This window comes from Bacillus sp. G16 (genome assembly GCF_021282335.1).
Classification (GTDB): domain Bacteria; phylum Bacillota; class Bacilli; order Bacillales; family Bacillaceae; genus Bacillus; species Bacillus inaquosorum.
The window spans coordinates 105,701-127,339 of record NZ_JAJSOZ010000004.1; the positions used below are offsets into that span (position 1 = coordinate 105,701).

A 21,639-nucleotide genomic window follows, 5' to 3' on the forward strand; every position below is an offset into this window, starting at 1 on the left:
CTTGGCAGCTTTTTTTATTTTGAATCCATAATGAGCGTGACCGGTCCGGAGTTTGTTAGCTGAACATCCATCATTGCTCCAAACGTTCCGGTCTCCACCTTGATTCCTTTTTCACGAAGTAGGTCATTCCATTTTTCATAAAGCCCTAAAGCTTTATCAGGTTTGGCGGCGTTCATGTAGTTCGGCCGGCGCCCTTTTTTCGTATCTCCGTAAAGCGTAAACTGTGAGACAGATAAAATCTCTCCTCCTATATCTAAAAGAGACAGATTCATTTTTCCTTCACTGTCATCAAAAATACGTAGATGAACAACTTTATCGGCTAAATAAGCTGCATCCTCTTCTGTATCATCGTGAGTGATGCCGACCAGCACCATGAGGCCTTGTCCAATTTGACCGACAACGTCTTCATCCACAGTAACGTTTGCTTCTGTTACTCGCTGAACAACTAATCTCATTTTTTAACCCCTCTAGTTCATGACGCGGCGCACAGAATAGATATCTCTTATCTGTTTAATACGCTCGACGACTTTATGCAAGTGATTAATATTCTGAATGAAAATCGCCATATGAATGGTTGCCACTTTATTGCGGTCCGATTTGCCAGAGACAGATGAAATATTTGTTTTCGTTTCATTCACTGCCTGAAGCACCTCGTTCAGCAATCCGCGGCGGTCATAACCAAGAATCTCTATCTCAACATTGTATTCCTTGCGCTTTTGAACCTGTGACTCATGTTCCCACTCTACCGGGATCAGCCGCTCCTGGGCTTCATTCGTTTTGACATTCGGACAGTCTTCACGATGGACCGAAACCCCTCTGCCTTTTGTGATAAATCCGACAATATCGTCACCCGGTACAGGATTGCAGCATTTTGATAAACGGACAAGAAGATTGTCGATGCCCTTGACGCGAACGCCCGCTTCCCGTTTTCTTCCTTGCGGGTATGGCTTAGATTCCGCAGTGACTTCCTGAACGATCTTTTCTTGTTCTTCCTGATCGCGTTGCTTTCTCTCTTTTTCCGTCAGGCGGTTTGCCACCTGCAAGGCTGTAATGCCGTTGTAGCCGACCGCTGCGTACATATCCTCTTCATTTGAGAAATTAAACTTGTCAGCAACCTTCTGGATATTCTCCGGCGTTAAGACATCCTTCACTTCAAAATCCAGATTTTTAATTTCTTTTTCTACCAGTTCACGGCCTTTTTCGACATTTTCTTCGCGCCGCTGTTTCTTAAAGAATTGACGGATCTTATGCTTCGCCTGGGATGTTTGGGCAAGCTTCACCCAATCCTGGCTCGGACCGTAGGAATGCTTAGAGGTGAGAATTTCAACGATATCACCTGTCCGAAGCTTATGGTCCAGCGTTACCATTTTTCCGTTTACTTTGGCACCGATTGTTTTATTGCCGATTTCAGAGTGAATCCGGTAAGAAAAATCAATCGGAACAGAACCGGACGGAAGCTCGATTACATCTCCTTTCGGCGTAAAGACATACACCATGTCAGAAAACAAATCGATTTTGAGCGATTCCATAAATTCTTCTGCATCAGTTGATTCATTTTGGAATTCTAAAATTTCACGGAACCAAGAAAGCTTTTTCTCAAAGGTTGCGCCTTCATTGGCCGCTTTCCCTTCTTTATAAGCCCAGTGAGCCGCAACCCCGTATTCCGCAATTTCATGCATTTCAAAGGTGCGGATCTGCACTTCAAGCGGATCGCCTTTAGGTCCAATAACCGTTGTATGAAGAGATTGATACATATTCGGCTTCGGCATTGCGATATAATCTTTGAATCTGCCGGGCATCGGTTTCCAGCATGTGTGAATGATGCCGAGCACCGCGTAGCAGTCCTTTATGCTATTCACAAGAATGCGGACAGCCAGCAAATCGTAAATTTCGTTGAATTGCTTATTTTGCAGTACCATTTTTCGATAAATGCTGTAAATATGCTTTGGACGTCCCGAGAAGTCAGCCTTAATGTTCACTTCTTCGACACGTTTCTTCACTTCATTGACAACCTCTTCGACATAAAGCTCACGTTCTGCGCGTTTCTTCTTCATGAGGTTGACAATTCTGTAATATTGCTGAGGATTCAAATAACGGAGCGCCGTATCTTCCAATTCCCACTTAATTTTTGAAATCCCGAGACGATGCGCCAAAGGAGCAAAAATTTCCAGCGTTTCATTTGAAATTCTCCGCTGTTTTTCCTGAGGAAGATGTTTCAGCGTCCGCATATTGTGAAGACGATCCGCCAGCTTGATCAGTATGACCCGGATATCTTGAGCCATAGCGACAAACATTTTGCGATGATTTTCCGCCTGTTGTTCCTCTTGAGATTTATATTTAATTTTGCCGAGCTTCGTTACGCCGTCCACAAGCATTGCCACTTCTTCGGAAAATGCTTCTTTCAGGTCATCGAGCGTCACATCTGTATCTTCCACGACATCGTGCAAAAATCCGCCTGCGATCGTGGAAGGGTCCATTTCAAGATCAACGAGAATGCCCGCAACCTGAATCGGATGAATTATATATGGCTCGCCCGATTTGCGGTATTGCTCGCGATGAGCACCTTCAGCGTACAGATATGCTTTTTCGACAAATGCGATATGCTCATCGGATAGATAGCTGCGCGCTTTATCAATAACTTGCTCGGCAGTCAATACTTGTTCGTTCGCCATGGAATCACCTTTTTTAAAATGTAAACTGTATTGTAGTTTATTATCAAGAAAAAAACGAAAGATGTAAAGAGCAGAAGTTCAAATAGCCAAATATTATATAAAATAAATGTCAAAACAATAGGAAAAAAGCACCCTGACATGGAGTGCTTTTTCCGTTATGCGATTATCCTCAGTATTTCATTAATGTTAAAATGTCATAATCATCAAGTTTTTCTCTGCCGTCAAGGTAAGAAAGCTCGATTAAAAAAGCGATACCAGCAACAACGCCGCCAAGCTCTTCAACAAGTTTGATTGTGGCTTCAATTGTGCCGCCTGTCGCAAGCAGGTCGTCTGTGATAAGCACACGCTGCCCCGGTTGAATGGCATCTTTGTGGATCGTTAATACGTCTTTTCCGTATTCCAAGCCGTAATCCACTTTGATCACTTCACGTGGCAGTTTGCCTTCTTTGCGGACCGGCGCAAAACCTACGCCTAGCGCGTAAGCAACGGGACAGCCGATAATAAAGCCGCGCGCTTCAGGGCCGACGACCAAATCAATTTGTTTTTCTTTCGCATATTCAACAATTTGATCTGTGGCATAGCGGTATACATCGCCTTTATCCATCAGTGTCGTAATATCTTTAAATTGCACGCCCTCTTTCGGGTAATCCGGTACAATTGTTACGTATTGTTTTAAATCCATCTGTTTTATGTCCTCCTCGTACTTTCATAAGCCTCTGAATCTTGTTTCATCAGCTTATTCAGCCATTCCTTCAGCTCTTCAGCAGAAGAATAATTCAGCTTTTGATCCAGTTCCATTAGCTGCTGTTTCTCCTGATATGTTTGTGAGTCTGTTAAGTCGCGTTTCTTTACTCCGCTAACCACAGACAGCACACCATTCTCTATTTTAACAAAACCTAGATCAAAAAACACCTTTGTCATGAAATTGATTGTTTCAACGGACCAGCCTTTATGTCTTGCAAGCTCTGAACCGTGTTTTTTTACGTCAAAAGCGCCTCTTTTCAGCAAGAACGCATAATACCATTTAAAGTGGTCTCTTGCGGGAAAAGTTGATAAAAAGTGGTCCTCATGATTGAGAAAAATAAAATATATCCGCTCGGGCGTCTTGCCTTCCAGCAAACGTGCAAGCATGTCCAACGAAGGCGGCGGATCAAGTAATACAATATATGCACCATCGAGGTCAAACGCCTTCGCTTGATCTACAGAGCTAATGACGTGCACTTCGTGGCGAAGGTTTTCAGTCTGAAGAAGTGTTGTTGAGTCTTCTTTGAAAGAGACAATGGCCCGTTTAGCAGATGGAAGGGCGGAAACTGTGTCTTCCCACATCCGTTTTCCCCTTAAATCAAACAGCTGCCATTCAGAAACAGCGGCATCCTTAATCATAAGCTGCGGTTTTTTTCTATTGTTCCATTCGTTGATTGACATCTCGCCGACAATTGAAATTCTTGAACCCGGGACGATGCCTTCTTCAAGCTCACCTTTATTAAAACCGACGCAATCAAGCTGGGATGACTCGTTTCTGACCGTCATTTTGACATGATTTTTATTAGCCCCGATCTTGCGGACATCTTCCAGCACAGCGTTTTCTACGAGAACGTGCGGTTTCGGGTTCAGCATGCCAAATGGGGACAGCTGGTTCATCTCTGTGATGCTTTCAACTGTAATGTCCTCGACATCGCAGACAAGATCGACTTCCTGTACAGGAATAAAATCTTCTTCCGTAAGCGTGTTGTTCGCTATTTCATTCAGTCTGTTACGCAAATCCGGCACATCTTCGGCATTCAGCGTCATCCCCGCCGCCATTGGATGGCCGCCGAAATGAGGGAGAATATCTCTGCATTCAGAAAGGCTCTCGAATAAATTAAAGCCCCTGATGCTTCGGGCCGATCCTTTAGCAATCCCTTTTTCTTCATCAATGCCGAGCACAATGGCCGGTCTGTAGAAACGGTCCACTAGCTTTGAAGCCACAATCCCGACGACTCCCGGATTCCACCCGGCTTTGGCCACGACGATTGCAGTTTGATTGAGACCTTGCTGTTCAACCATTTCAATCGCTTCATCCGTCATTTTGCTGACCATCTTTTGGCGTTCTTTGTTCAGCTGATCAATTTCGGCGGCAAGCTCTTCCGCTTCAAACGGATCCTCTGACATGAGCAAATGAACAGCGGGATCAGCCTGTTCAATTCTTCCGACGGCATTCAGCCTTGGTGCAAGCTGGAAACCGACTGTTTCTTCGTTCGCTTCTCCGATGTCCCCGCCTGACAGCTTGATCAGCTCTTTTAAACCCAGCCGAGTCGTCCGCCGAAGCCTTTCAAGTCCTAGTGTTGCAATTAATCTGTTTTCGTCATGCAGCGGGACAAGATCGGCAATAGTACCGATTGCCGCCAAGTCAAGCAGTTCCTCTGGAAGTTCGCCCAATAAAGCGTGAGCAAGCTTAAACGCGACTCCGACCCCGGCCAATTCTTTAAACGGGTAGGTGCAACCCGGCTGCTTCGGGTGGACGATCGCGTGAACATCCGGGAGCTCCGGTCCCGGCTCATGGTGATCGGTTATAATGACATCCAGCCCAAGTTCCTTTGCCACCTTTGCTTCATGCACAGCGGCAATTCCTGTATCAACCGTAATAATCAGAGAGAAGCCCCGTTCTTTAATCGAACGGAACGCCTGTTCATTAGGGCCATATCCTTCTTTAAAGCGGTCAGGTATATAAAAATCAACTTGAGCCGACAGCTTTTGCAGTGTGTGCAGCATCACTGACGTACTGGTAACTCCATCGGCGTCATAATCGCCATATATCATAATCTGTTCTTGTTGTGAAATCGCCTGTTTTATACGCTCTGCCGCTTCTTTCATGCCCTTCATTTCAAAAGGGTCATAAAAATCGGCATCCTTTGTATGTAAAAACAGCTTTGCGCTTTCTGCCGTATCAAAGCCTCTTTTTACAAGCAGGGACGCAACAAGAGGTGTTATATGCAATTGTTCTGTGAGTGATTTGACCTTATCCTGATCTGGTCGCTGGATTTCCCATCGCATTTTTGACGCTAACATAAATTCACCCCTCAACCACCCTATTATACTAGAGCAAGCTGAGGGGTTTCAAATATTATTCGAAAACTAGTCTTTTTTCTCAATCACGGCTGATGCATCCTGTGTATCGGTCTGATCAGCAAGTTGAGTATCCTCTTGTTTATGTATCTCAGTTTTGTTTTCTTTCCGCAGCACTTTTATTTCGCGCTTTAATTTCATCACCTGAAAAATCCCAACAGAAAACACGATCAGCGCTCCCATTAAAACTGAGCCTAAAATGACAAGAATGAGCGGCCATTCTGATCTGCCAAACAGGTAATCAACTTCTACCGATCTGACATTAATGACTGCAAAAATAGCGACAATTAAGGTAAAAATAAGTGCGAAAATAATGGTCCATTGTTTATTCATTCTCTTTCCCCCAAACTTCACTTATTGAGGTAACTTTCCCTATCAAGACTGGTTTTAAACATGGCTTGACGCTAGGTCAAGCCTCATTTGCAGTTAATTTTTCCCGGATCAGCCTCTTCAGTCCGTTTCTCTCACCGGAAATCACAAGGGTATCGCCCTCATCAATGACTGTTTCAGATCCCGGATTTAATTGTTTTTCATGATTCTTCTTAATGATCGCAATGACAGTCACATGATATTCCTGCCCTGCATCCAAATCACCAATTGTATGATGAATGGCAGGCGCTCCAGTCTCTGCTTTAAACCATTCTATGATCAAATCACCAAGGGCTGCCTCGACGCTTTCTAATGCTTTCGGTTTATATGCCATTCCGCCGAGAATTGCAGAAATTTGCCTAGCTTCAGCGTCATCTAACTGCACGGAGGCAACACATTCTTCATGATCGTTTTCGTCAAAATAGTACAGCTCTCTCCGGCCGTCATGATGAATAATAATTGAAATTTTATCGTGGTTTCTAGTAATCATTTCAACTTTTTGCCCTATGCCCGGCAGCTCTGATTCGCGAACCCTCATATATAACCCTCCCACATTCTGAAAACCTGTCACAAACACTCTTAACACCATTTATATGTTTAAATGTAAGCGTATGTCATTATAGCAAATGTCTATTTTAAGTTCAATGAAACTTCAAAAAACAGGCTGCCCTGCAAAGGACAGCCTGTTTTTTTATTGTGCCGAATCTTTTTTCAGTTCTTTTCCTTTCCATGCAAGCCAAATTTGTGCGGCAATGTAGAGAGAGGAATAAACGCCTGTTAACAGCCCGACCAATAAAGCAATTGAGAAGTTTGTAATAGAAGATGCTCCAAAGATCAGCAATGTCACGACAACAATCACGACAGTTAATACTGTGTTAATAGATCGTGTAAAGGTTTGCTGCAGGCTCAGGTTTACAATATGATTCAGGTCGGCAAATGTTTTCGGTTTGCGCTTTTTCATATGCTCTCGAACCCTGTCAAATGTAACGATAGTATCGTTAATAGAATACCCGATAATCGTCAAGACGGCCGCGATGAACGTAACATCTACCTCAAGCCTTGTAATGCTAAAGAACGTGACGATAAAGAAAGCGTCATAAAGCAGTGAAGCTATTGCGGCAATCGCCATTTTGTATTCGAATCGGATCGAAACGTAAATGATGATGCCAATTGAAGCTATAGCAACTGCGTACAGCGCATTTCTTGCCAGCTCTTTGCCGACTGTCGGTGAAACTGTGCTGACATTTGGCTCAGATCCGTATTTGTCTTTGAAATACGTTTTGACTTTTGCAATGGTATCTTTATCTGGCACTCCAACAAAACGGGCAACACCGATATTGCTCTTTTCGCCTGACAGAACTACAGTATCAGGTTCCATACCCAGAGATTGAAAATCCTTCTCCACCTGCTCTGTCGTCAGCTTATGGTCGCTTTGCACTTCAATCCGTGCACCGCTTGCAAAGTCAATGCCAAGATTCAGCTTGAACACAAGCAGGATAATAATCCCGGCTATCGTGACCGCACTGGAGAAAATAAAGAAATATTTGCGTTTGCTCGTGAAATCCCATTTTTGGAACGGTGTATGCGGCTCTGTATTTTCGTCCGTATCCTGAATATCCATGATATGCTTCTTGTTGACGCCGAACCAGCCTTTTTTCCGATCAAGCCATCTGCTTTCCACAAGGAGAGCGAGAAGAAATCTTGATAAGAAAACGGCAGTGATAAAGCTTGTCAAAATCGACAGAATCAGCATCGTCGCAAACCCTTTAACAGAGCTTGTCCCGAAGATAAAGAGCACAACTGCTGCAATAATCGTTGTAATATTCGCGTCAAAAATCGTCGCAAATGACCGTCTGTTTCCTGAACGGAAGGCAGAGCGGACTGACTTTCCTAGCTTGAGCTCTTCTTTAATCCGCTCATAGGTGATGATGTTGGCGTCAACAGCCATCCCGACACCTAAAATGAGAGCGGCAATTCCCGGAAGTGTAAGTACAGCATTCATCCAGTCAAAAATCTGGAGTGTAATGTATACATAAACTGATAGCGTAATCACAGCGATTAATCCCGGCAGGCGGTAATAGAAAAGCATAAATAAGAAAATAATTGCAATACCGACAATACCGGCAAACACCGTATCATGGAGTGCCTGCTGGCCGAATTGTGCGCCTACTGATGTCGAATATTTTTCAGTCAGTTTCACAGGAAGCGCGCCGGCGTTTAAAATGCTGGCTAAATCTTTCGCTTCTTGAACGGTAAATTGTCCTTCAATTGTAACGTCTGTTGTGTTTAATTCCTGACTTACATTTGGAGCGGATACATATTTAGGATGCTCTTTTTGAACTTCTTTTTTGAAGGAGTCCCCTTTTTCGTAATCCATCCAAATGACAAGCTGGTTATTTGGCGCCATTTTCATGACCTTTTTGGTCACTTCACCGAATTTATCAGCATCTTTCAGTTTAATACTGACAATCGGTTCATTTGTTTTGGCATCATATGTTTGTTTGGCTCCGTTTTCGACGAGGTCAGAGCCATTCAGCAATTCTTTGTCATTCGTATCTCTGAAAGAAAGCTGGGCTTCAGTCGCCAAGATTTCACGCGCTCTGTTTTGGTTTGTCACCCCAGCGAGCTGAACGCGAATCCGGTTATTTCCTTCAATTTGGATGTTCGGTTCGCTGACACCGAGAACGTTGGCCCTGCGGTTCAGCGCCTCTACTGTGCTGACCAGAACGTCTTTTGTGATTTTGTCACCTTTTTTTACGGGCTGTACATCATACAGCACCTCAAATCCGCCTTGCAAATCCAATCCTAACGTAATATTGTTAGCGGCAGGCTTCGTAAAGTAGCCCAAGCCCGTGCCGATCAATAAAACGAAAAGGAAAAACGCAATCAAGCGTCCTTTTTTCATTATGTATATCCTCCCTTAAACCTGTGCGAATCAACCTGCTATCTCAGCAGTTCTTCCAATGCTTCCTGGCCTTCTTCACTTCCCAGCCAATTAGACGTTTTAAATGACTCAACGGTTGCATAGTTCATAAATTCGCCAATTTTCACTGATAAAATATCGCTCGTCATCTCATAAATGTGCAGTTCCGTTTTCTTTTTCCACTTCTTACCTGTTAAGTATGACCACAAACTTTCGAGTTCAACATCATCATACCCGAGAATCTTAAACTCTTCCAGTTTGCTGTAAAGAAACGGCCTGACGTGGTCTTTATATAGATCGGCGGGATGCTTCTCCATGAATTCCACGCTCCTTTTTATTGTTTTTCAAGAAGACTTGTCATGCTTGGACGATATATACGCATATCTTTATTGTATATGATTACAGGTAGTTTGAGAAGGCAGGGGGTAAAAATGGCGAAACAGACGTTTTTAAAGGGCACTCTTATCCTTATCGCAGCTGGAATGGTTACAAGAATGCTCGGGTTTGTCAACCGGGTGGTTATCGCCCGTTTTATCGGTGAAGAAGGAGTCGGGCTTTACATGATGGCGGTGCCTACCTTTTTCTTAGCCACTACATTAACTCAATTCGGTCTGCCGGTGGCGATCAGTAAGCTTGTGGCTGAAGCCAGCGCGCGCGGCGATCATCAAAAAACGAAAAATATTTTAGTCATGTCTCTGACCATCACAGGAGTGCTCAGCCTGATCTTTACACCGCTGTTTCTGTTTTTCGCCCCGGTTATGGCTGAAACGATGCTGACAGATAAGAGAACATTGTACCCGCTTCTGGCCATTACGCCAGTTGTACCGATTATCGCTATATCGAGTGTGCTGAGGGGTTACTTTCAAGGAAAACAGAATATGAACCCGCTTGCCGTGTCTCAAGTCCTTGAACAGGTCGTCCGGATTTCACTTGTCGCCGTATGCACGACGATTTTTCTCCCTTACGGAATTGAATATGCTGCAGCGGGGGCAATGATCTCCTCAGTCGCAGGGGAACTGGCGTCACTCCTTTATTTATTCATTTGCTTTAAGTATAAAAAGACAATTAAAATCAGAAAGCACTTTTTCCAGTCAATAAAAAACGGAAAACAAACTTTTTCCCAGTTAATGAGCGTATCCCTTCCAACGACCGGAAGCCGTTTTATCGGAAATCTTTCTTGGTTTTTTGAGCCGATTGTCGTCGCCCAAAGCCTTGCCATTGCCGGCGTGGCGACAGTTGCCGCAACAAAGCAATACGGCGAACTGACGGGCTTTGCCATGACGCTGCTGACTCTGCCCAGCTTTATTACATATTCTTTGTCGACCGCGCTTGTTCCTGCGATCAGTGAAGGAATGGAGCAGAAAAAATTGCAGGTGGTGGAATACCGCTTGGAACAAGCCATGCGGCTCTGCCTGCTTAGCGGAGGCATTTCAGTTGTCATTTTATTCGTATTTGCGGATGAGCTGATGAGGGTGATGTATGGGTCCTCAGGCGCTGCTGTATTTATAAAAGTGATGGCCCCATTTTTTCTGCTTTATTATTTCCAAGGCCCTCTTCAAGCAGTGCTGCAGGCGCTTAATTTAGCCGGGGCTGCGATGATGAACAGCCTAATCGGAGCGCTTGTCAAAACAGGCCTTATTTTCGTCCTTGCCACCAGACCGTCCCTCGGCATTATGGGCGCAGCATTAGCCATTGTGACAGGTATGGTGCTCGTCACGCTTTTGCACGCGGCAACAGTAAGCAAGGTACTGCCGATCAGTATTAAAATCAAGGAGTACGCACTCAGTTTTGCTGTTATTGTGATTTCCGGATTCATCAGTTCCGCCATCAAACAATATGTAAGCTTTGGAGCGTCCGAGGCTGTGAATGTCGCCGGATGGATTGCGATGAGTGCAGGCATCTATATCATCCTCCTGCTCGCATTCGGTTTAATTAAAAAAGATGAGCTTCGCCGCATTCCTATTATCGGACGTCTGATCGTCCGGTAAAGGTCACGTGCGGTGCCCATCTTTTTCATCAATAAATAACTCTCCGTCAGTAAACGAGCAAAAAGAAATGTCTGAAGGGTTTGTATATCCGTGTTTTCGTAACTTTTCATGCAGCCACTGTTTGTCTTTGCCGATTCTGGACAGGTTTTCTGTTTGAATAGAGCCGTCTATAATGAGCGGCATTTCGAGCTGCCGATGCTCTCCGCTGTTTTCTTTCTTTACAACAGTCAGTTTGCCTGACGGCTCTAAAATAGCAAATGATACATCAGATACTCTGTCGATATTATTTTCTCTGAGCTGAACCATTAAATCATCAAAATTATAACGCTGTGATTTCATGGCATCTTCGTCAATTTTCCCGTATTTAATAATAATGGTCGGCTTGCCGTCCAGAAGCTGGCGAACTTTTCGGTTTTTTAAAGATAAGTATGCGAATGTCACTTGGATGATCATTAATACAAGCATTGGCAAAATGGTGTGAAATAGATGATCTTCTACGTTTTCTATGGCTAAAACGGCAATTTCAGCCATCATGATAAAGACAACGAGATCTAAAATACTAAGCTCCCCGATTTCCCGTTTGCCCATGAAACGAAAAATGACCAGTATCACAAAATATAATACGATTGTGCGAAACGCAATAGTGAGAAGCTCTTCCATCATGCACCTCCAACTCATAATAGGATGCAACAAAACGAACAATTTATGTAAGGAAAACTGATCGTATTTCATAAAGCTTTTACGTCTAATTCATGGGGTAAGGGAATACATTTTTACAAAGACGAGCCATCAGCATGTCTGACGGCTTTGTTCAAAAAGATCAGAAGCCTTTTAATACAGGCAGAGAGGAGACATTCATGGAGGAAACGAAACAAGTTGGAAAAGGCATTCTTTACGGCTTAATCGCCATATTCTCAGCCATGCTCCTGACGAGTTTAGCCGTTTCACTTTTACTGACAGCAACCTCGCTTGAAGAGGCATCATTCAACTGGCTGATCAACGCCATCTCATTTCTTTCTTTATTTATCGGCGGGTTTATTTCAGGGGGGAAAGGGAAAGAAAGAGGCTGGATGATCGGGGCATTGACTGCCTTAAGCTTTTCTCTGATTATTTTATTGTTTCAGTATTTAGGATTCGGAAAGACATTTACGGCGGAACAGCTGCTATTCCATCTTGGATTTTTAGGGGTATGCATGCTGGGCGGGATTTTCGGCGTGAACATGAGGGGAAACAGGTCTTCCACATAAAAAAAAAGAGCGGGTTCACCCGCTCTTTTTTTTGTTTGCTATGTATAGCTCCTGCTGTTATTCAGCAGCAGAAACTTCTCTGATCGCGCGGCGGTCGAACGTAAGACGTGTGTTTTCACCAGTCTTAATGACGACTTTGCTTTCGTCGATAGAGTCAACAGTACCGTGCAATCCCCCGATTGTCACTACTGAATCGCCTTTTTTCAGTTCCTCCTGCATTTGGCGTACTGCCTTTTGCTGTTTTTGCTGAGGACGAATCAGCAAGAAGTAAAGGACCGCAAACATTAAAATAATAGGAACCAATGTACCTAAAGTGCCTGTCATGATTTTCACCCCTTTCTGTAAGCCTGTTTTTCATTTTTATTTAGAAGCTTTTCGCATTTGGCTTGTTGTAGCCGTAACGCTCAAAGAACTCTTCTCTGAAATCACCCAGACGATCCTCACGAATAGCCTGTCTTACCTGCTCCATTAAGTGTAACAGAAAATGAAGGTTATGGTAAGTTGTTAATCGAAGGCCAAATGTTTCATTGCAGCGGATCAAGTGTCTGATATACGCGCGAGTGTAGTTTTTACATGTATAGCAATCACACTCTTCATCAATCGGACGGAAATCTCTTTCGAATTTCGCATTTTTCATATTGAGACGGCCTTCAGCTGTAAACACTGTGCCGTTTCTTGCAATCCGGGTAGGCAGCACACAGTCAAACATGTCGACCCCGCGGATCGCTCCGTCGATCAGTGCGTCCGGAGAACCGACTCCCATCAGATATCTCGGTTTATCCTTCGGCAGGAGCGGTGTTGTAAACTCGAGTACACGGTTCATGACATCCTTCGGCTCTCCGACTGATAATCCGCCTATAGCATATCCCGGGAAATCAAGGGAGATCAAGTCCTTCGCACTTTGTGTACGCAGATCTTCATATTCTCCGCCCTGTACAATGCCAAACAGCCCTTGTTCATCCTGACGGTTGTGGGCATTCAGGCAGCGTTCCGCCCATCGGCTTGTCCGCTCAACTGACCGCTTCATATAATCGTACTCTGCCGGGTACGGCGGACATTCGTCAAACGCCATCATAATATCAGAGCCGAGTGCGTTTTGGATCTCCATCGCTTTTTCCGGAGATAAAAACAGCTTGTCTCCATTTAGGTGATTGCGGAAATGGACGCCCTCTTCCTCTATATTACGAAACTTGCTTAAGGAAAAGACCTGAAAACCGCCTGAATCTGTTAAAATCGCGCGGTCCCAATTCATAAATTTGTGGAGTCCGCCTGCTTCCTTGACAATATCGTGACCCGGGCGGAGCCATAGGTGATAAGTGTTGCTTAAAATGATGCCCGCATCCATTGCTTTCAGCTCTTCAGGTGACATCGTTTTGACTGTCGCCAGTGTGCCGACCGGCATAAACACTGGTGTTTCAAAGGAGCCGTGAGGGGTATGCACTTTGCCTAGCCGAGCCCCTGTTTGTTTGCATTCTTTTATAAATTCATAGCGTATTGGTTGTTCAGCCACTTTTAATGAGGCCTCCTGTTCTCAAAATTATATAATCAGCATCGCGTCTCCGAAGCTGAAGAAACGGTATTCCTCTTCCACCGCATGGTTATAAGCGCGGAGAACGTTTTCTCTTCCCGCAAGCGCGCTGACCAGCATAATCAATGACGATTTCGGCAAATGGAAGTTTGTAATCATTCCGTCAATGGCTTTAAATTCATAGCCCGGATAAATAAAAATAGATGTCCAGCCGCTTGATGCTTTAAATTGCCCGTCATGTTCTCCGGCAATCGTTTCAAGCGTGCGTGTCGATGTCGTGCCGACAGAAATAATCCGGCCGCCATTTTCCCTTACTTTGTTTAAGGCTGCCGCCGTTTCTTCTGACATTTGATAAAACTCTGCATGCATATTATGCTCTTCAACGTCATCGGCACTCACAGGACGAAACGTTCCAAGGCCTACGTGCAGAGTGATGAACTCAATTTGCACACCTTTGTCTTTCAATTGCTGCAAGATTTCTTCCGTGAAGTGAAGTCCCGCAGTAGGCGCGGCCGCAGAGCCAATTTCTTTAGAATATACGGTCTGGTAGCGCTCTCTGTCATCGAGCTGTTCTTTAATATATGGCGGGAGCGGCATCTCTCCAAGAGATTCCAGCACTTCGTAGAAAATACCGTCATACTGGAATTCCATTTTTCTGCCGCCATGCTCAAGCTCTTCCGTGCAGACAGCCTTCAATCTTCCGTCTCCAAATGTCACAACGGTTCCTTTTTTTACCCGTTTCGCTGGTTTGGCAAGTGTTTCCCACTTGTCACCAGCTTCCTGTTTCAGCAAAAGCAGTTCCACTTTCGCGCCGGTATCCTCTTTTGTCCCGAATAACCGCGCAGGCAGCACACGGGTATTGTTCAGTACAAGACAATCTCCTTCTTTAAAGAAACTGATAATGTGTTTAAACGAGCTGTCAGTCAGCTCTCCTGTATGTTTATCAAGCACCATCAGCCTTGAAGCATCACGCTGCTCCAACGGCACTTGTGCAATTAAACGTTCCGGTAGTTCAAAATCAAATAAATCGACTTTCATGATGATTTCACCTTTATTCTAGTCTTTTGTTATTTCATTCTGCCGAAAAGATTAAGCAAAATTGATAATACCACACTTATGATGATACAAGTGACAACCGGGAAGAAAAATGTGACATTTCCTTTTTTCACAAAAATATCTCCCGGCATCTTGCCGACAAAATGCAAAACTGCTCCAATGATAAGCAAAACAGCACCAAGAATCATAATGATCTTAGGGAATTCAGTCATATCGGGGAGCCTCCATTTGGAAATGATGATAAACGGCCGGTGTCACGATCCTTCCACGCGGCGTTCTTTGGATAAATCCGATTTGCAGGAGGTACGGTTCGTACACGTCTTCAATCGTATGCGGTTCTTCGCCGATTGTGGCTGAAATGGTATCAAGACCCACCGGGCCGCCGTTAAATTTTTCGATCATGCCCATCAGCAGCTTGTGATCAATATGATCCAAACCGAGACGGTCAACCTGAAGCCGCTCAAGCGCATCCTGCGAAATCTCTTCCGTAATCCGGCTGTCACCCAGCACCTGGGCGAAGTCGCGGACCCTTCTCAGGAGACGATTCGCTACGCGGGGCGTACCTCTCGATCTTCTTGCAATTTCAAGAGCGGACGGTTTATCAATCTCAACCTCGAATACATCTGCAGTTCTTGTGACAATATCCGCCAGTTCCTCTTGCGTATAGTATTCAAGGCGCGACATTACGCCGAATCGATCTCTTAACGGCGCTGTCAAAAGCCCTACCCTCGTCGTGGCGCCTACCAGCGTAAAAGGCGGCAGATCAAGCCGGACCGAGCGGGCAGAGGGACCTTTGCCGATCACAATATCCAGACAAAAGTCCTCCATTGCAGGATAAAGCACTTCTTCAATCGATCTGTGCAGCCTATGTATTTCATCAATAAATAATACATCTCCCGGCTCCAGCGCCGTTAATATGGCAGCCAAGTCACCAGGTCTTTCAATCGCAGGCCCTGATGTCGTCCGCAATTCCACTCCCATTTCATTGGCAACGATGGAAGCAAGCGTGGTTTTCCCGAGTCCGGGCGGCCCGTACAGAAGTACATGATCCAGCGTCTCCTGCCTCATTTTTGCCGCATCTATAAACACGCGCAAATTTTCTTTCACCTTATGCTGCCCGATATACTGCGCCAGATTTTGCGGCCTCAGGCTTTGCTCTATCACTGATTCATGGTTGTCTGCTTCACTTGAGACGAGCCGTTCATCCATGAACATCACCTTACTTCAATAGTTTTTGTAATGCTTTTTTCACGTATTGGTCTGTAGTCAGCCCAATATCTTCTTTTAAGTGAGGAAGCACCTTTTTGATTTCTTTTTCAGCATATCCGAGAACCCTGAGGGCCTCAAGCGCTTCTTCGAGAGCCGTTTCTGCTGTTTGCTTTTCAAGTCTTTCTTCATGATTAAACAGATTTTCAATCATTTCAGGCACAACATCAGCAAGCTTTCCTTTTAAATCAAGAATAATCTGGCGCGCGGTTTTCTTTCCTACACCAGGAAACTTGACCAAAAAGGCTTCATCCTCATTTTCAATCGCTTGGATAACCGCTCCCGGATCACCTGAGCCCAAAATGGCGAGTGCGCCTTTTGGACCGATCCCGGTCACGTTTAAGAGCTTTGTAAAGAGCGCCTTCTCCTCTCTTGTTGAAAAACCGTAGAGCGAAAAAGCATCCTCTCTGATATGATGGTACGTAAAAATCGTTTCTTGACTTCTCTCCTTATATATAAACGGATTCGGCGTGAAAATCTGATAGCCAATGCCGCCGTTCTCTATCACAATATATTGGGGAGATACATAATCAATCGTCCCTTTAACAAATTCGATCACGCAAATTCACCTCTTTGACTGTTCTTCATTGTACCATAAAAACAGCCAAAGTCTTATAGAAAAGTTAACATATGTTCGCTTCTCTCTCATTCTTCCACGAAAAAAAAGACATGAATACATGTCTTCAATCAGCGAACGTCACCCGCTGTATGTCTTCATATGTTCTATGACGTCCTCAAACTCCGCTTTTGTCCGAAATGGAATGCCTTTCAGCAGATTTTTTTGCATATGGCTTTCCAGCCTTTCTAAATCAATTTGGAAAAAAGACTGAATCGGTTCGGAAGCTGACTCAGGCCGACCATGAAAAGTGGAAATCACTCCATTATCCGATACACCGATATACCCGTTCACCTTGCTGAGCGGAGAAATATCGTCCATTTGCTTCCGGAAGAGCACATAACCCTTTTTTTGTTCGACCAGTGTCCAGCCGGCATAAGCTGCCCAAAAATCATCCATAGAAAGCACTTTTTCACGCTTATGCTCAATGCTGACATCTCCGTCCAAATACACTTTTTCAAGCTGCACATGCACCTGCAGCGGTTCATAGTGCTCCACTTCCGCCCCAAGTACGCGGGGAGGAGCACCTATTAGAAATGCTGCAGCTGAGCAAAGAATGCCCAGCAACAGATACGCCGTGCTGAATCGTTTCACCCTCTACACCTCTTTGCACACGTTTATGATTAGTTTGACCAAAGAGGCTACTGCTTAACCGTTTTCTCAAAATTTGTTTGCACGTTTTCCCTGACCAGCCGTTCTTCCGTATACACATCAGCGCTTTGCTCAGAAATCGTCAAAAATTGTGTCAGAAAAGCACTGAAAAAATACAACGCCGCAAAGATCCAAATGACGCCACCAGCGCCGATCGGTCCAATGAAAAGACTCACAATGCCCGGTGCAATAAACGCACATAATCCGGACCCCAAGTTTAACACAGACATGGCAGCGCCTTTATTATCAGGAGCAAGCGTCGGCAAAAGCGCACTTAATGGCACATAGCCTGCCAATGCCGCACCGTAGCAGCAGGCGATAATCATCAGCACCCAATACTGATGCCCGATTAACTGAGGCGTGTAATAAAGCGCCAGCGTAAAAATGCCGCACCCCACACCTCCAAACCACATCACGGTATTGCGCCAGCCAAGTTTATCTCCGACTGCACCGAAAATAATATTAAACACAATATTAACAAAAAACAGCGTTCCCCATATTTGCAGCCATTCTGAAACAGAATATCCGTAGCGCGCTAAATAAGTCGGGAGAAAGATGGCAAATCCAAATTGTCCTATGGCATTAATTGTCTTGACCACTCCGCCGATGCCGACTTTAGGGTTTTCAAACATAATTGTAAATGCCTTCGACAACTCTTTCCATTTCGGCTGATCTTGTTTTTGCACAGGTGTAAATTTATCTTTGTTAAAAAATAGAGCGAGAAATCCGCCTGCCGCTACAAACAGTAAAGCGCTCCAAAGCGTATTGATTTCCCCAAATGCCGGAACCGCATAGCTTGAATAGAATGGACCGAGCACGTTAAGGCCGCACGTAAACATAAACCAAAACCAGCCGACGGCTTTTCCAAGAATCTTTTGAGAGGTGCTGTATGACACCCACACAAGAAAAGAGTACGCAAACAGCGGATATCCCAAGCCTCTAATAGCATAGCTGCCTAAGAGAGCCGGATAATACATATGAGGAATCGCCCAGCCGATAAAAGCGGCCGAACCGAGGATAAATGCAAGCAAGCCGACAGTCATTGTTTTTCTTGGCCCCCAAGTTTGGACAAACGTGCCTGAAAGCCAAGCCGAGATTGTGACAGCAATGCCGTACATGGTAAATAACGATGCGGATTGCTGCATACTGAGACCATGATCAACGAGAAAAGGAGACAGCCAGCCTTGTTCGAGGCCATCTCCAACCATAAAGATGACAACGCCAATGTAACCCCAAACCATGTGAGAAGGAATTCCGATTTTGTTCAAAACATTTCCTTTAGCATGTGCTGTATTCATTCTCTCCACCGCCTACTTAAAGTATCAATGGAGTATATACCCAAGCTTGCTGAAATGTAATCCTGCTTGATCAAAAAACGATTTTTTCAGTGTGCTCAATACTGACAGGCATGCCAATAGCAAGCGATTGCTGGGCCGCTCTGGCGATCCGTTCCGCCTGAAAACCGTCGTTGCCGGTGCAGGCAGTCTCCCGGTTTGTATCAATCGCTTCCGCAAACCGAAGAATCTCCTCCTCATACGAACCCTTATAGCGTTCCAGGAAAAAGAAATGCGGTTTATCCTTCATCACAAAATCAGCTGTTGACACTTCGACCGTCGTCGGCCTGCTGTTGTCCGCTGCTGCCGAGCCTTTCGTCCCGAAGACCTCAATCCGCTGGTCATATCCGTAGACAGCTTGGCGGCTGTTGTCAATTACAGCCATGGCACCGTTTTCAAAAGTCAGTGTAATGACAGCCGTATCAATATCTCCCAGCTCTGCAAAAGAAGGATTCACCAAAGCCGCTCCTTTTGCATACACTTCCGTCACTTCGCTTCCCATAATATATCTGGCCATATCAAAATCATGGATCGACATATCCATAAACAAGCCGCCCGAGGTACGGACATAATCTATATTCGGGGGTTCTGGGTCCCGAGAAGTAATTTTTAATAAATGGGGCGTACCGATTTCACCATTTTCAACAATCGTTTTGATTTTCTTAAAATGAGGATCAAAACGGCGGTTAAATCCGACTTGAAGTGCAACCCCGTGTTTTCGGACGGCTGCGAGCGCTTCTTTTGTTTCATCTAGAGAAAAACTGATGGGCTTCTCACAAAAAATATGCTTTTTCGCCTCGGCCGCTTCTCTGATCATCTGCGCATGTGCAGCTGTCGGTGAGCAAATGAAAACAGCGTCAATATCAGGGTCATGTAATAAATCACGATAGTCAGAGGTTATGTATTCAATCTGATGACTGTCAGCCCAGCTTTTTATACGGCTTGCCTGAATATCAGAGACCGCTTTTATTTTCATGTGAGGAATCCGGCGTATATTTTGAACATGAAGTTTGCCGATGCGCCCCGCACCGATAATCCCTGTCACAATCTGTTTTGTCATAGCTTGTTCCTCCTTGAACATTTACGAAAGCGCTTTATTTAAAATTAATACTATCCCATTTGTAAGCGCTTTTCAAGAATGGAAATGATCGCTTTATGTCTCTTTTATCACAATCAAGACTTATAGGTAGCCTTCTTCTTCAAGACCAGATACACTAGAAATAGGCTCTTTTTCCCGAACAGTTTATGATTTTCCTATAAACAACTGCATAAAATAGAGCAAAGAAGGTGAATGAAATGCTGACAAAAGCAGAGGCACTGGCCCATTCAGTCATATACCGCAAGAACAGCAGATTTGATAAAGTCAAAGAAAAGTCCGAGGAATTGACTCTCATCGGCAAGGGAAGAAGCGCCTATGTGTTCGCCTTAACAGAAGGTGATCGAAAAATGGCGCTGAAAGTATTTTTTCCGGAATATCAAGCGACAGCCGTCAAAGAAGCCGCGATCTATGAAAAATTAGCCGGGTCCGCATTCTACCCTGACATTTACGAAACTGGTGATTCATTTATTCTCATGGAATATATTAAAGGTGAAACCTTTTATAACTGTCTAAAGAAAGGCATTGCGATCAGTGATGACATGATTCAGCAGGTTGAAGAAGCACTCTCTGACGCACGGGGAGCCGGTCTGAACCCGTCAGACATTCATTTGCGGAATCTGATTCTGACAGAAAGCGGAGCGGTGCGGGTGATTGATGTTGCGAGATTTGAACAGACAAAAACGTGCACTCAGTGGGACGATTTAAAATCAGCGTATCATGCACTCTATAAAAAACCGATATTCCCCAAAAAGATTCCGGGTTTTTGGCTTGAGATTATTGCATTTTTATATAAGAAAGATTGGTTCCAAAAGCGTTTCGCGCAACGGAAAAGAAAATATTCTTAAATCGAAAAGGCAGCCGCTCAAGCGGCTGCCTTTTGTCCATTTATATTTACTTTCTGACAGCAGAAATCAGTTTCATTTGTTCAGGTGACAACTTAATTCGATAGCCTCTCACAGTTAAGTAAACCGCTTCTGAGCCCTTCTCGCCGGAATGACAATATGTTTTCTCCATTTCTGTCTCCCCCACCCTTTATTTGTTTTATTTCATCATACCATCAGTTTATTGAGGGAATTTTAAGGAAATGTAAAGATAGCATAAACCCGGTATATGGTAACATGAGAGAAAAAAAGGGAGAGAGTCACATCAATATACGCAGCAAAATTCCGATTATCATATTTGCACTTCTGATATTCTTCGGCGGCGCCGTCTATTGGATGTTATTTTCACTGAAAAACGTTCCAAAAGGCAGTCTCGTCCAATCGATTGAATCGCCGGACGGCAGCTGCTATATGTTAAACACGTATGTATCCCGAAATACCTTAAGCTTAGATGCAGCCAGAGGCGAACTTGTGAATAAAAAAACACTTGTTAAAAAAAACAATTTACTGTAATTATCCGGACAGCAGCCCAGCTGTTAAATGGATTAATCACAATACAGTGAAAATCGGCAATCAGACTTTACATCTCGATACTGATGAAACATATGATTGGCGAAAGGATGATCATTGGATCCGTGAAGAACCGCCGCAGGCGTCAGTGAGGCGAAAACATGAATGTGATAAATGGAACAAATGAAAAACGATTCCAACAATTCCTGATTGCTTTTCCTTTTATATACGGATTGACAGAGCTTGGCTATTTGTTGTTGAAGGACCTTTTTACAATTGCCATCAGTTTGCCTCTGTAAGAAAAACGCGGCGTAATCGATATGCCGCGTTTTCTTTTTCCCCTTCTCTTCTCATTGATAATTACCGGTCATATAATGTGACAAATCGATTGTAG

The 21,639-nt window shown here is 44.4% G+C and carries 23 protein-coding genes and 1 pseudogene; 5 read left to right on the forward strand and 19 right to left on the reverse strand.

What is annotated here, in order from left to right; genetic code table 11:
* Window positions 1-14 precede the first annotated feature (14 nt).
* The 8 genes from dtd to comN all read right to left on the reverse strand — a co-directional run bounded on the left by dtd (window position 15) and on the right by comN (window position 9,386).
* Window positions 15-455 (reverse strand): D-aminoacyl-tRNA deacylase, encoded by a 441-nt coding sequence (gene dtd, locus LWH95_RS06110; RefSeq protein WP_100275609.1) that lies wholly within the window; start codon window positions 453-455, stop codon window positions 15-17.
* A gap of 12 nt (window positions 456-467) precedes the next feature.
* Entirely contained in the window at window positions 468-2,672 is a 2,205-nt protein-coding gene (gene relA / locus LWH95_RS06115) for a GTP diphosphokinase (protein ID WP_003237506.1), read from the reverse strand.
* A gap of 169 nt (window positions 2,673-2,841) precedes the next feature.
* Entirely contained in the window at window positions 2,842-3,354 is a 513-nt protein-coding gene (locus tag LWH95_RS06120; protein WP_003237508.1) for an adenine phosphoribosyltransferase, read from the reverse strand.
* Window positions 3,355-3,359: 5 nt separating this feature from the next.
* Window positions 3,360-5,720, reverse strand: a complete 2,361-nt coding sequence (recJ, locus tag LWH95_RS06125) for a single-stranded-DNA-specific exonuclease RecJ (protein ID WP_232919162.1) — start codon at window positions 5,718-5,720, stop codon at window positions 3,360-3,362.
* A gap of 66 nt (window positions 5,721-5,786) precedes the next feature.
* A complete protein-coding gene (locus tag LWH95_RS06130; RefSeq protein ID WP_232919163.1) occupies window positions 5,787-6,110 on the reverse strand; it encodes a LapA family protein in 324 nt (107 codons plus the stop codon).
* 76 nt (window positions 6,111-6,186) lie between these two features.
* The gene (locus tag LWH95_RS06135; RefSeq protein WP_232919164.1) at window positions 6,187-6,684 is read right to left on the reverse strand and encodes a cation:proton antiporter regulatory subunit; all 498 of its coding nucleotides are present in this window, start codon (window positions 6,682-6,684) and stop codon (window positions 6,187-6,189) included.
* Between the two features lie 153 nt (window positions 6,685-6,837).
* Window positions 6,838-9,051, reverse strand: a complete 2,214-nt coding sequence (gene secDF, locus LWH95_RS06140; RefSeq protein ID WP_133486674.1) for a protein translocase subunit SecDF — start codon at window positions 9,049-9,051, stop codon at window positions 6,838-6,840.
* 38 nt (window positions 9,052-9,089) lie between these two features.
* Complete coding sequence (comN, locus tag LWH95_RS06145) at window positions 9,090-9,386, reverse strand: post-transcriptional regulator ComN (RefSeq protein WP_003222684.1); 297 nt, start codon at window positions 9,384-9,386, stop codon at window positions 9,090-9,092.
* A gap of 114 nt (window positions 9,387-9,500) precedes the next feature.
* Between comN and spoVB the strand changes: the two genes are divergently transcribed.
* Window positions 9,501-11,057 carry a stage V sporulation protein B gene (spoVB, locus tag LWH95_RS06150; RefSeq protein ID WP_100275606.1) on the forward strand — a complete coding sequence of 519 codons (1,557 nt, stop codon included), beginning with the start codon at window positions 9,501-9,503 and terminating at the stop codon, window positions 11,055-11,057.
* A 3-nt stretch (window positions 11,058-11,060) separates the two neighbouring features.
* Here spoVB and LWH95_RS06155 read toward each other — a convergent pair whose 3' ends face one another.
* Window positions 11,061-11,717 (reverse strand): DUF421 domain-containing protein, encoded by a 657-nt coding sequence (locus LWH95_RS06155; RefSeq protein WP_060399142.1) that lies wholly within the window; start codon window positions 11,715-11,717, stop codon window positions 11,061-11,063.
* 197 nt (window positions 11,718-11,914) lie between these two features.
* On the opposite strand from LWH95_RS06155, the gene LWH95_RS06160 reads away from it, so the two are divergent.
* Window positions 11,915-12,304, forward strand: coding sequence for a TIGR04086 family membrane protein (locus LWH95_RS06160; protein ID WP_032731974.1), 390 nt, complete (start codon window positions 11,915-11,917; stop codon window positions 12,302-12,304).
* 57 nt (window positions 12,305-12,361) lie between these two features.
* Here the strand turns inward: LWH95_RS06160 and yajC are convergent, their stop codons facing one another.
* From yajC to iolG, 9 genes are all read right to left on the reverse strand, one after another.
* Entirely contained in the window at window positions 12,362-12,628 is a 267-nt protein-coding gene (gene yajC / locus LWH95_RS06165) for a preprotein translocase subunit YajC (RefSeq protein ID WP_003237527.1), read from the reverse strand.
* A 40-nt stretch (window positions 12,629-12,668) separates the two neighbouring features.
* Complete coding sequence (gene tgt, locus LWH95_RS06170) at window positions 12,669-13,814, reverse strand: tRNA guanosine(34) transglycosylase Tgt (protein ID WP_003237529.1); 1,146 nt, start codon at window positions 13,812-13,814, stop codon at window positions 12,669-12,671.
* Between the two features lie 27 nt (window positions 13,815-13,841).
* Window positions 13,842-14,870, reverse strand: coding sequence for a tRNA preQ1(34) S-adenosylmethionine ribosyltransferase-isomerase QueA (gene queA, locus LWH95_RS06175; RefSeq protein ID WP_019259050.1), 1,029 nt, complete (start codon window positions 14,868-14,870; stop codon window positions 13,842-13,844).
* Between the two features lie 29 nt (window positions 14,871-14,899).
* On the reverse strand, window positions 14,900-15,100 hold the full coding sequence (locus LWH95_RS06180) for a DUF2905 domain-containing protein (RefSeq protein ID WP_003222669.1): 201 nt from the start codon (window positions 15,098-15,100) through the stop codon (window positions 14,900-14,902).
* Window positions 15,093-16,097, reverse strand: coding sequence for a Holliday junction branch migration DNA helicase RuvB (ruvB, locus tag LWH95_RS06185; RefSeq protein ID WP_019259052.1), 1,005 nt, complete (start codon window positions 16,095-16,097; stop codon window positions 15,093-15,095). The genes LWH95_RS06180 and ruvB overlap by 8 nt, the downstream gene beginning before the upstream one ends.
* A gap of 10 nt (window positions 16,098-16,107) precedes the next feature.
* The gene (ruvA, locus tag LWH95_RS06190) at window positions 16,108-16,713 is read right to left on the reverse strand and encodes a Holliday junction branch migration protein RuvA (protein ID WP_064814390.1); all 606 of its coding nucleotides are present in this window, start codon (window positions 16,711-16,713) and stop codon (window positions 16,108-16,110) included.
* Window positions 16,714-16,851: 138 nt separating this feature from the next.
* Window positions 16,852-17,364 (reverse strand): sporulation cell-cell signaling protein BofC, encoded by a 513-nt coding sequence (bofC, locus tag LWH95_RS06195; protein ID WP_133486672.1) that lies wholly within the window; start codon window positions 17,362-17,364, stop codon window positions 16,852-16,854.
* Between the two features lie 47 nt (window positions 17,365-17,411).
* Window positions 17,412-18,719 (reverse strand): MFS transporter, encoded by a 1,308-nt coding sequence (locus LWH95_RS06200; RefSeq protein WP_232919165.1) that lies wholly within the window; start codon window positions 18,717-18,719, stop codon window positions 17,412-17,414.
* A 70-nt stretch (window positions 18,720-18,789) separates the two neighbouring features.
* Window positions 18,790-19,815, reverse strand: a complete 1,026-nt coding sequence (gene iolG / locus LWH95_RS06205; RefSeq protein WP_133486670.1) for an inositol 2-dehydrogenase — start codon at window positions 19,813-19,815, stop codon at window positions 18,790-18,792.
* Between the two features lie 236 nt (window positions 19,816-20,051).
* Here iolG and LWH95_RS06210 point away from each other — a divergent pair, with 236 nt between their 5' ends.
* Entirely contained in the window at window positions 20,052-20,699 is a 648-nt protein-coding gene (locus LWH95_RS06210) for a phosphotransferase (RefSeq protein ID WP_232919166.1), read from the forward strand.
* 46 nt (window positions 20,700-20,745) lie between these two features.
* Here the strand turns inward: LWH95_RS06210 and LWH95_RS06215 are convergent, their stop codons facing one another.
* The gene (locus tag LWH95_RS06215; protein ID WP_003237547.1) at window positions 20,746-20,868 is read right to left on the reverse strand and encodes a hypothetical protein; all 123 of its coding nucleotides are present in this window, start codon (window positions 20,866-20,868) and stop codon (window positions 20,746-20,748) included.
* Between the two features lie 203 nt (window positions 20,869-21,071).
* Here LWH95_RS06215 and LWH95_RS06220 point away from each other — a divergent pair.
* Both LWH95_RS06220 and LWH95_RS06225 read left to right on the forward strand, forming a co-directional pair.
* A pseudogene (locus LWH95_RS06220) lies at window positions 21,072-21,432 on the forward strand (DUF5412 family protein).
* Window positions 21,407-21,544 (forward strand): hypothetical protein, encoded by a 138-nt coding sequence (locus LWH95_RS06225; RefSeq protein ID WP_232919167.1) that lies wholly within the window; start codon window positions 21,407-21,409, stop codon window positions 21,542-21,544. The pseudogene LWH95_RS06220 and the gene LWH95_RS06225 overlap by 26 nt, the downstream one beginning before the upstream one ends.
* Window positions 21,545-21,639 lie beyond the last annotated feature (95 nt).

Bases quoted from the DNA above. Each gene is read 5' to 3' on its own strand.
- queA (WP_019259050.1), bottom strand. From the start codon at position 14,870: ATGAAAGTCGATTTATTTGATTTTGAACTACCGGAACGTTTAATTGCA.
- comN (WP_003222684.1), bottom strand. From the start codon at position 9,386: ATGGAGAAGCATCCCGCCGATCTATATAAAGACCACGTCAGGCCGTTT.
- LWH95_RS06120 (WP_003237508.1), bottom strand. From the start codon at position 3,354: ATGGATTTAAAACAATACGTAACAATTGTACCGGATTACCCGAAAGAG.
- ruvB (WP_019259052.1), bottom strand. From the start codon at position 16,097: ATGGATGAACGGCTCGTCTCAAGTGAAGCAGACAACCATGAATCAGTG.
- recJ (WP_232919162.1), bottom strand. From the start codon at position 5,720: ATGTTAGCGTCAAAAATGCGATGGGAAATCCAGCGACCAGATCAGGAT.
- dtd (WP_100275609.1), bottom strand. From the start codon at position 455: ATGAGATTAGTTGTTCAGCGAGTAACAGAAGCAAACGTTACTGTGGAT.
- iolG (WP_133486670.1), bottom strand. From the start codon at position 19,815: ATGACAAAACAGATTGTGACAGGGATTATCGGTGCGGGGCGCATCGGC.
- relA (WP_003237506.1), bottom strand. From the start codon at position 2,672: ATGGCGAACGAACAAGTATTGACTGCCGAGCAAGTTATTGATAAAGCG.
- LWH95_RS06215 (WP_003237547.1), bottom strand. From the start codon at position 20,868: ATGGAGAAAACATATTGTCATTCCGGCGAGAAGGGCTCAGAAGCGGTT.
- LWH95_RS06155 (WP_060399142.1), bottom strand. From the start codon at position 11,717: ATGGAAGAGCTTCTCACTATTGCGTTTCGCACAATCGTATTATATTTT.
- LWH95_RS06210 (WP_232919166.1), top strand. From the start codon at position 20,052: ATGCTGACAAAAGCAGAGGCACTGGCCCATTCAGTCATATACCGCAAG.
- secDF (WP_133486674.1), bottom strand. From the start codon at position 9,051: ATGAAAAAAGGACGCTTGATTGCGTTTTTCCTTTTCGTTTTATTGATC.
- LWH95_RS06225 (WP_232919167.1), top strand. From the start codon at position 21,407: ATGAATGTGATAAATGGAACAAATGAAAAACGATTCCAACAATTCCTG.
- yajC (WP_003237527.1), bottom strand. From the start codon at position 12,628: ATGACAGGCACTTTAGGTACATTGGTTCCTATTATTTTAATGTTTGCG.
- LWH95_RS06200 (WP_232919165.1), bottom strand. From the start codon at position 18,719: ATGAATACAGCACATGCTAAAGGAAATGTTTTGAACAAAATCGGAATT.
- spoVB (WP_100275606.1), top strand. From the start codon at position 9,501: ATGGCGAAACAGACGTTTTTAAAGGGCACTCTTATCCTTATCGCAGCT.
- LWH95_RS06130 (WP_232919163.1), bottom strand. From the start codon at position 6,110: ATGAATAAACAATGGACCATTATTTTCGCACTTATTTTTACCTTAATT.
- LWH95_RS06180 (WP_003222669.1), bottom strand. From the start codon at position 15,100: ATGACTGAATTCCCTAAGATCATTATGATTCTTGGTGCTGTTTTGCTT.
- LWH95_RS06160 (WP_032731974.1), top strand. From the start codon at position 11,915: ATGGAGGAAACGAAACAAGTTGGAAAAGGCATTCTTTACGGCTTAATC.
- LWH95_RS06135 (WP_232919164.1), bottom strand. From the start codon at position 6,684: ATGAGGGTTCGCGAATCAGAGCTGCCGGGCATAGGGCAAAAAGTTGAA.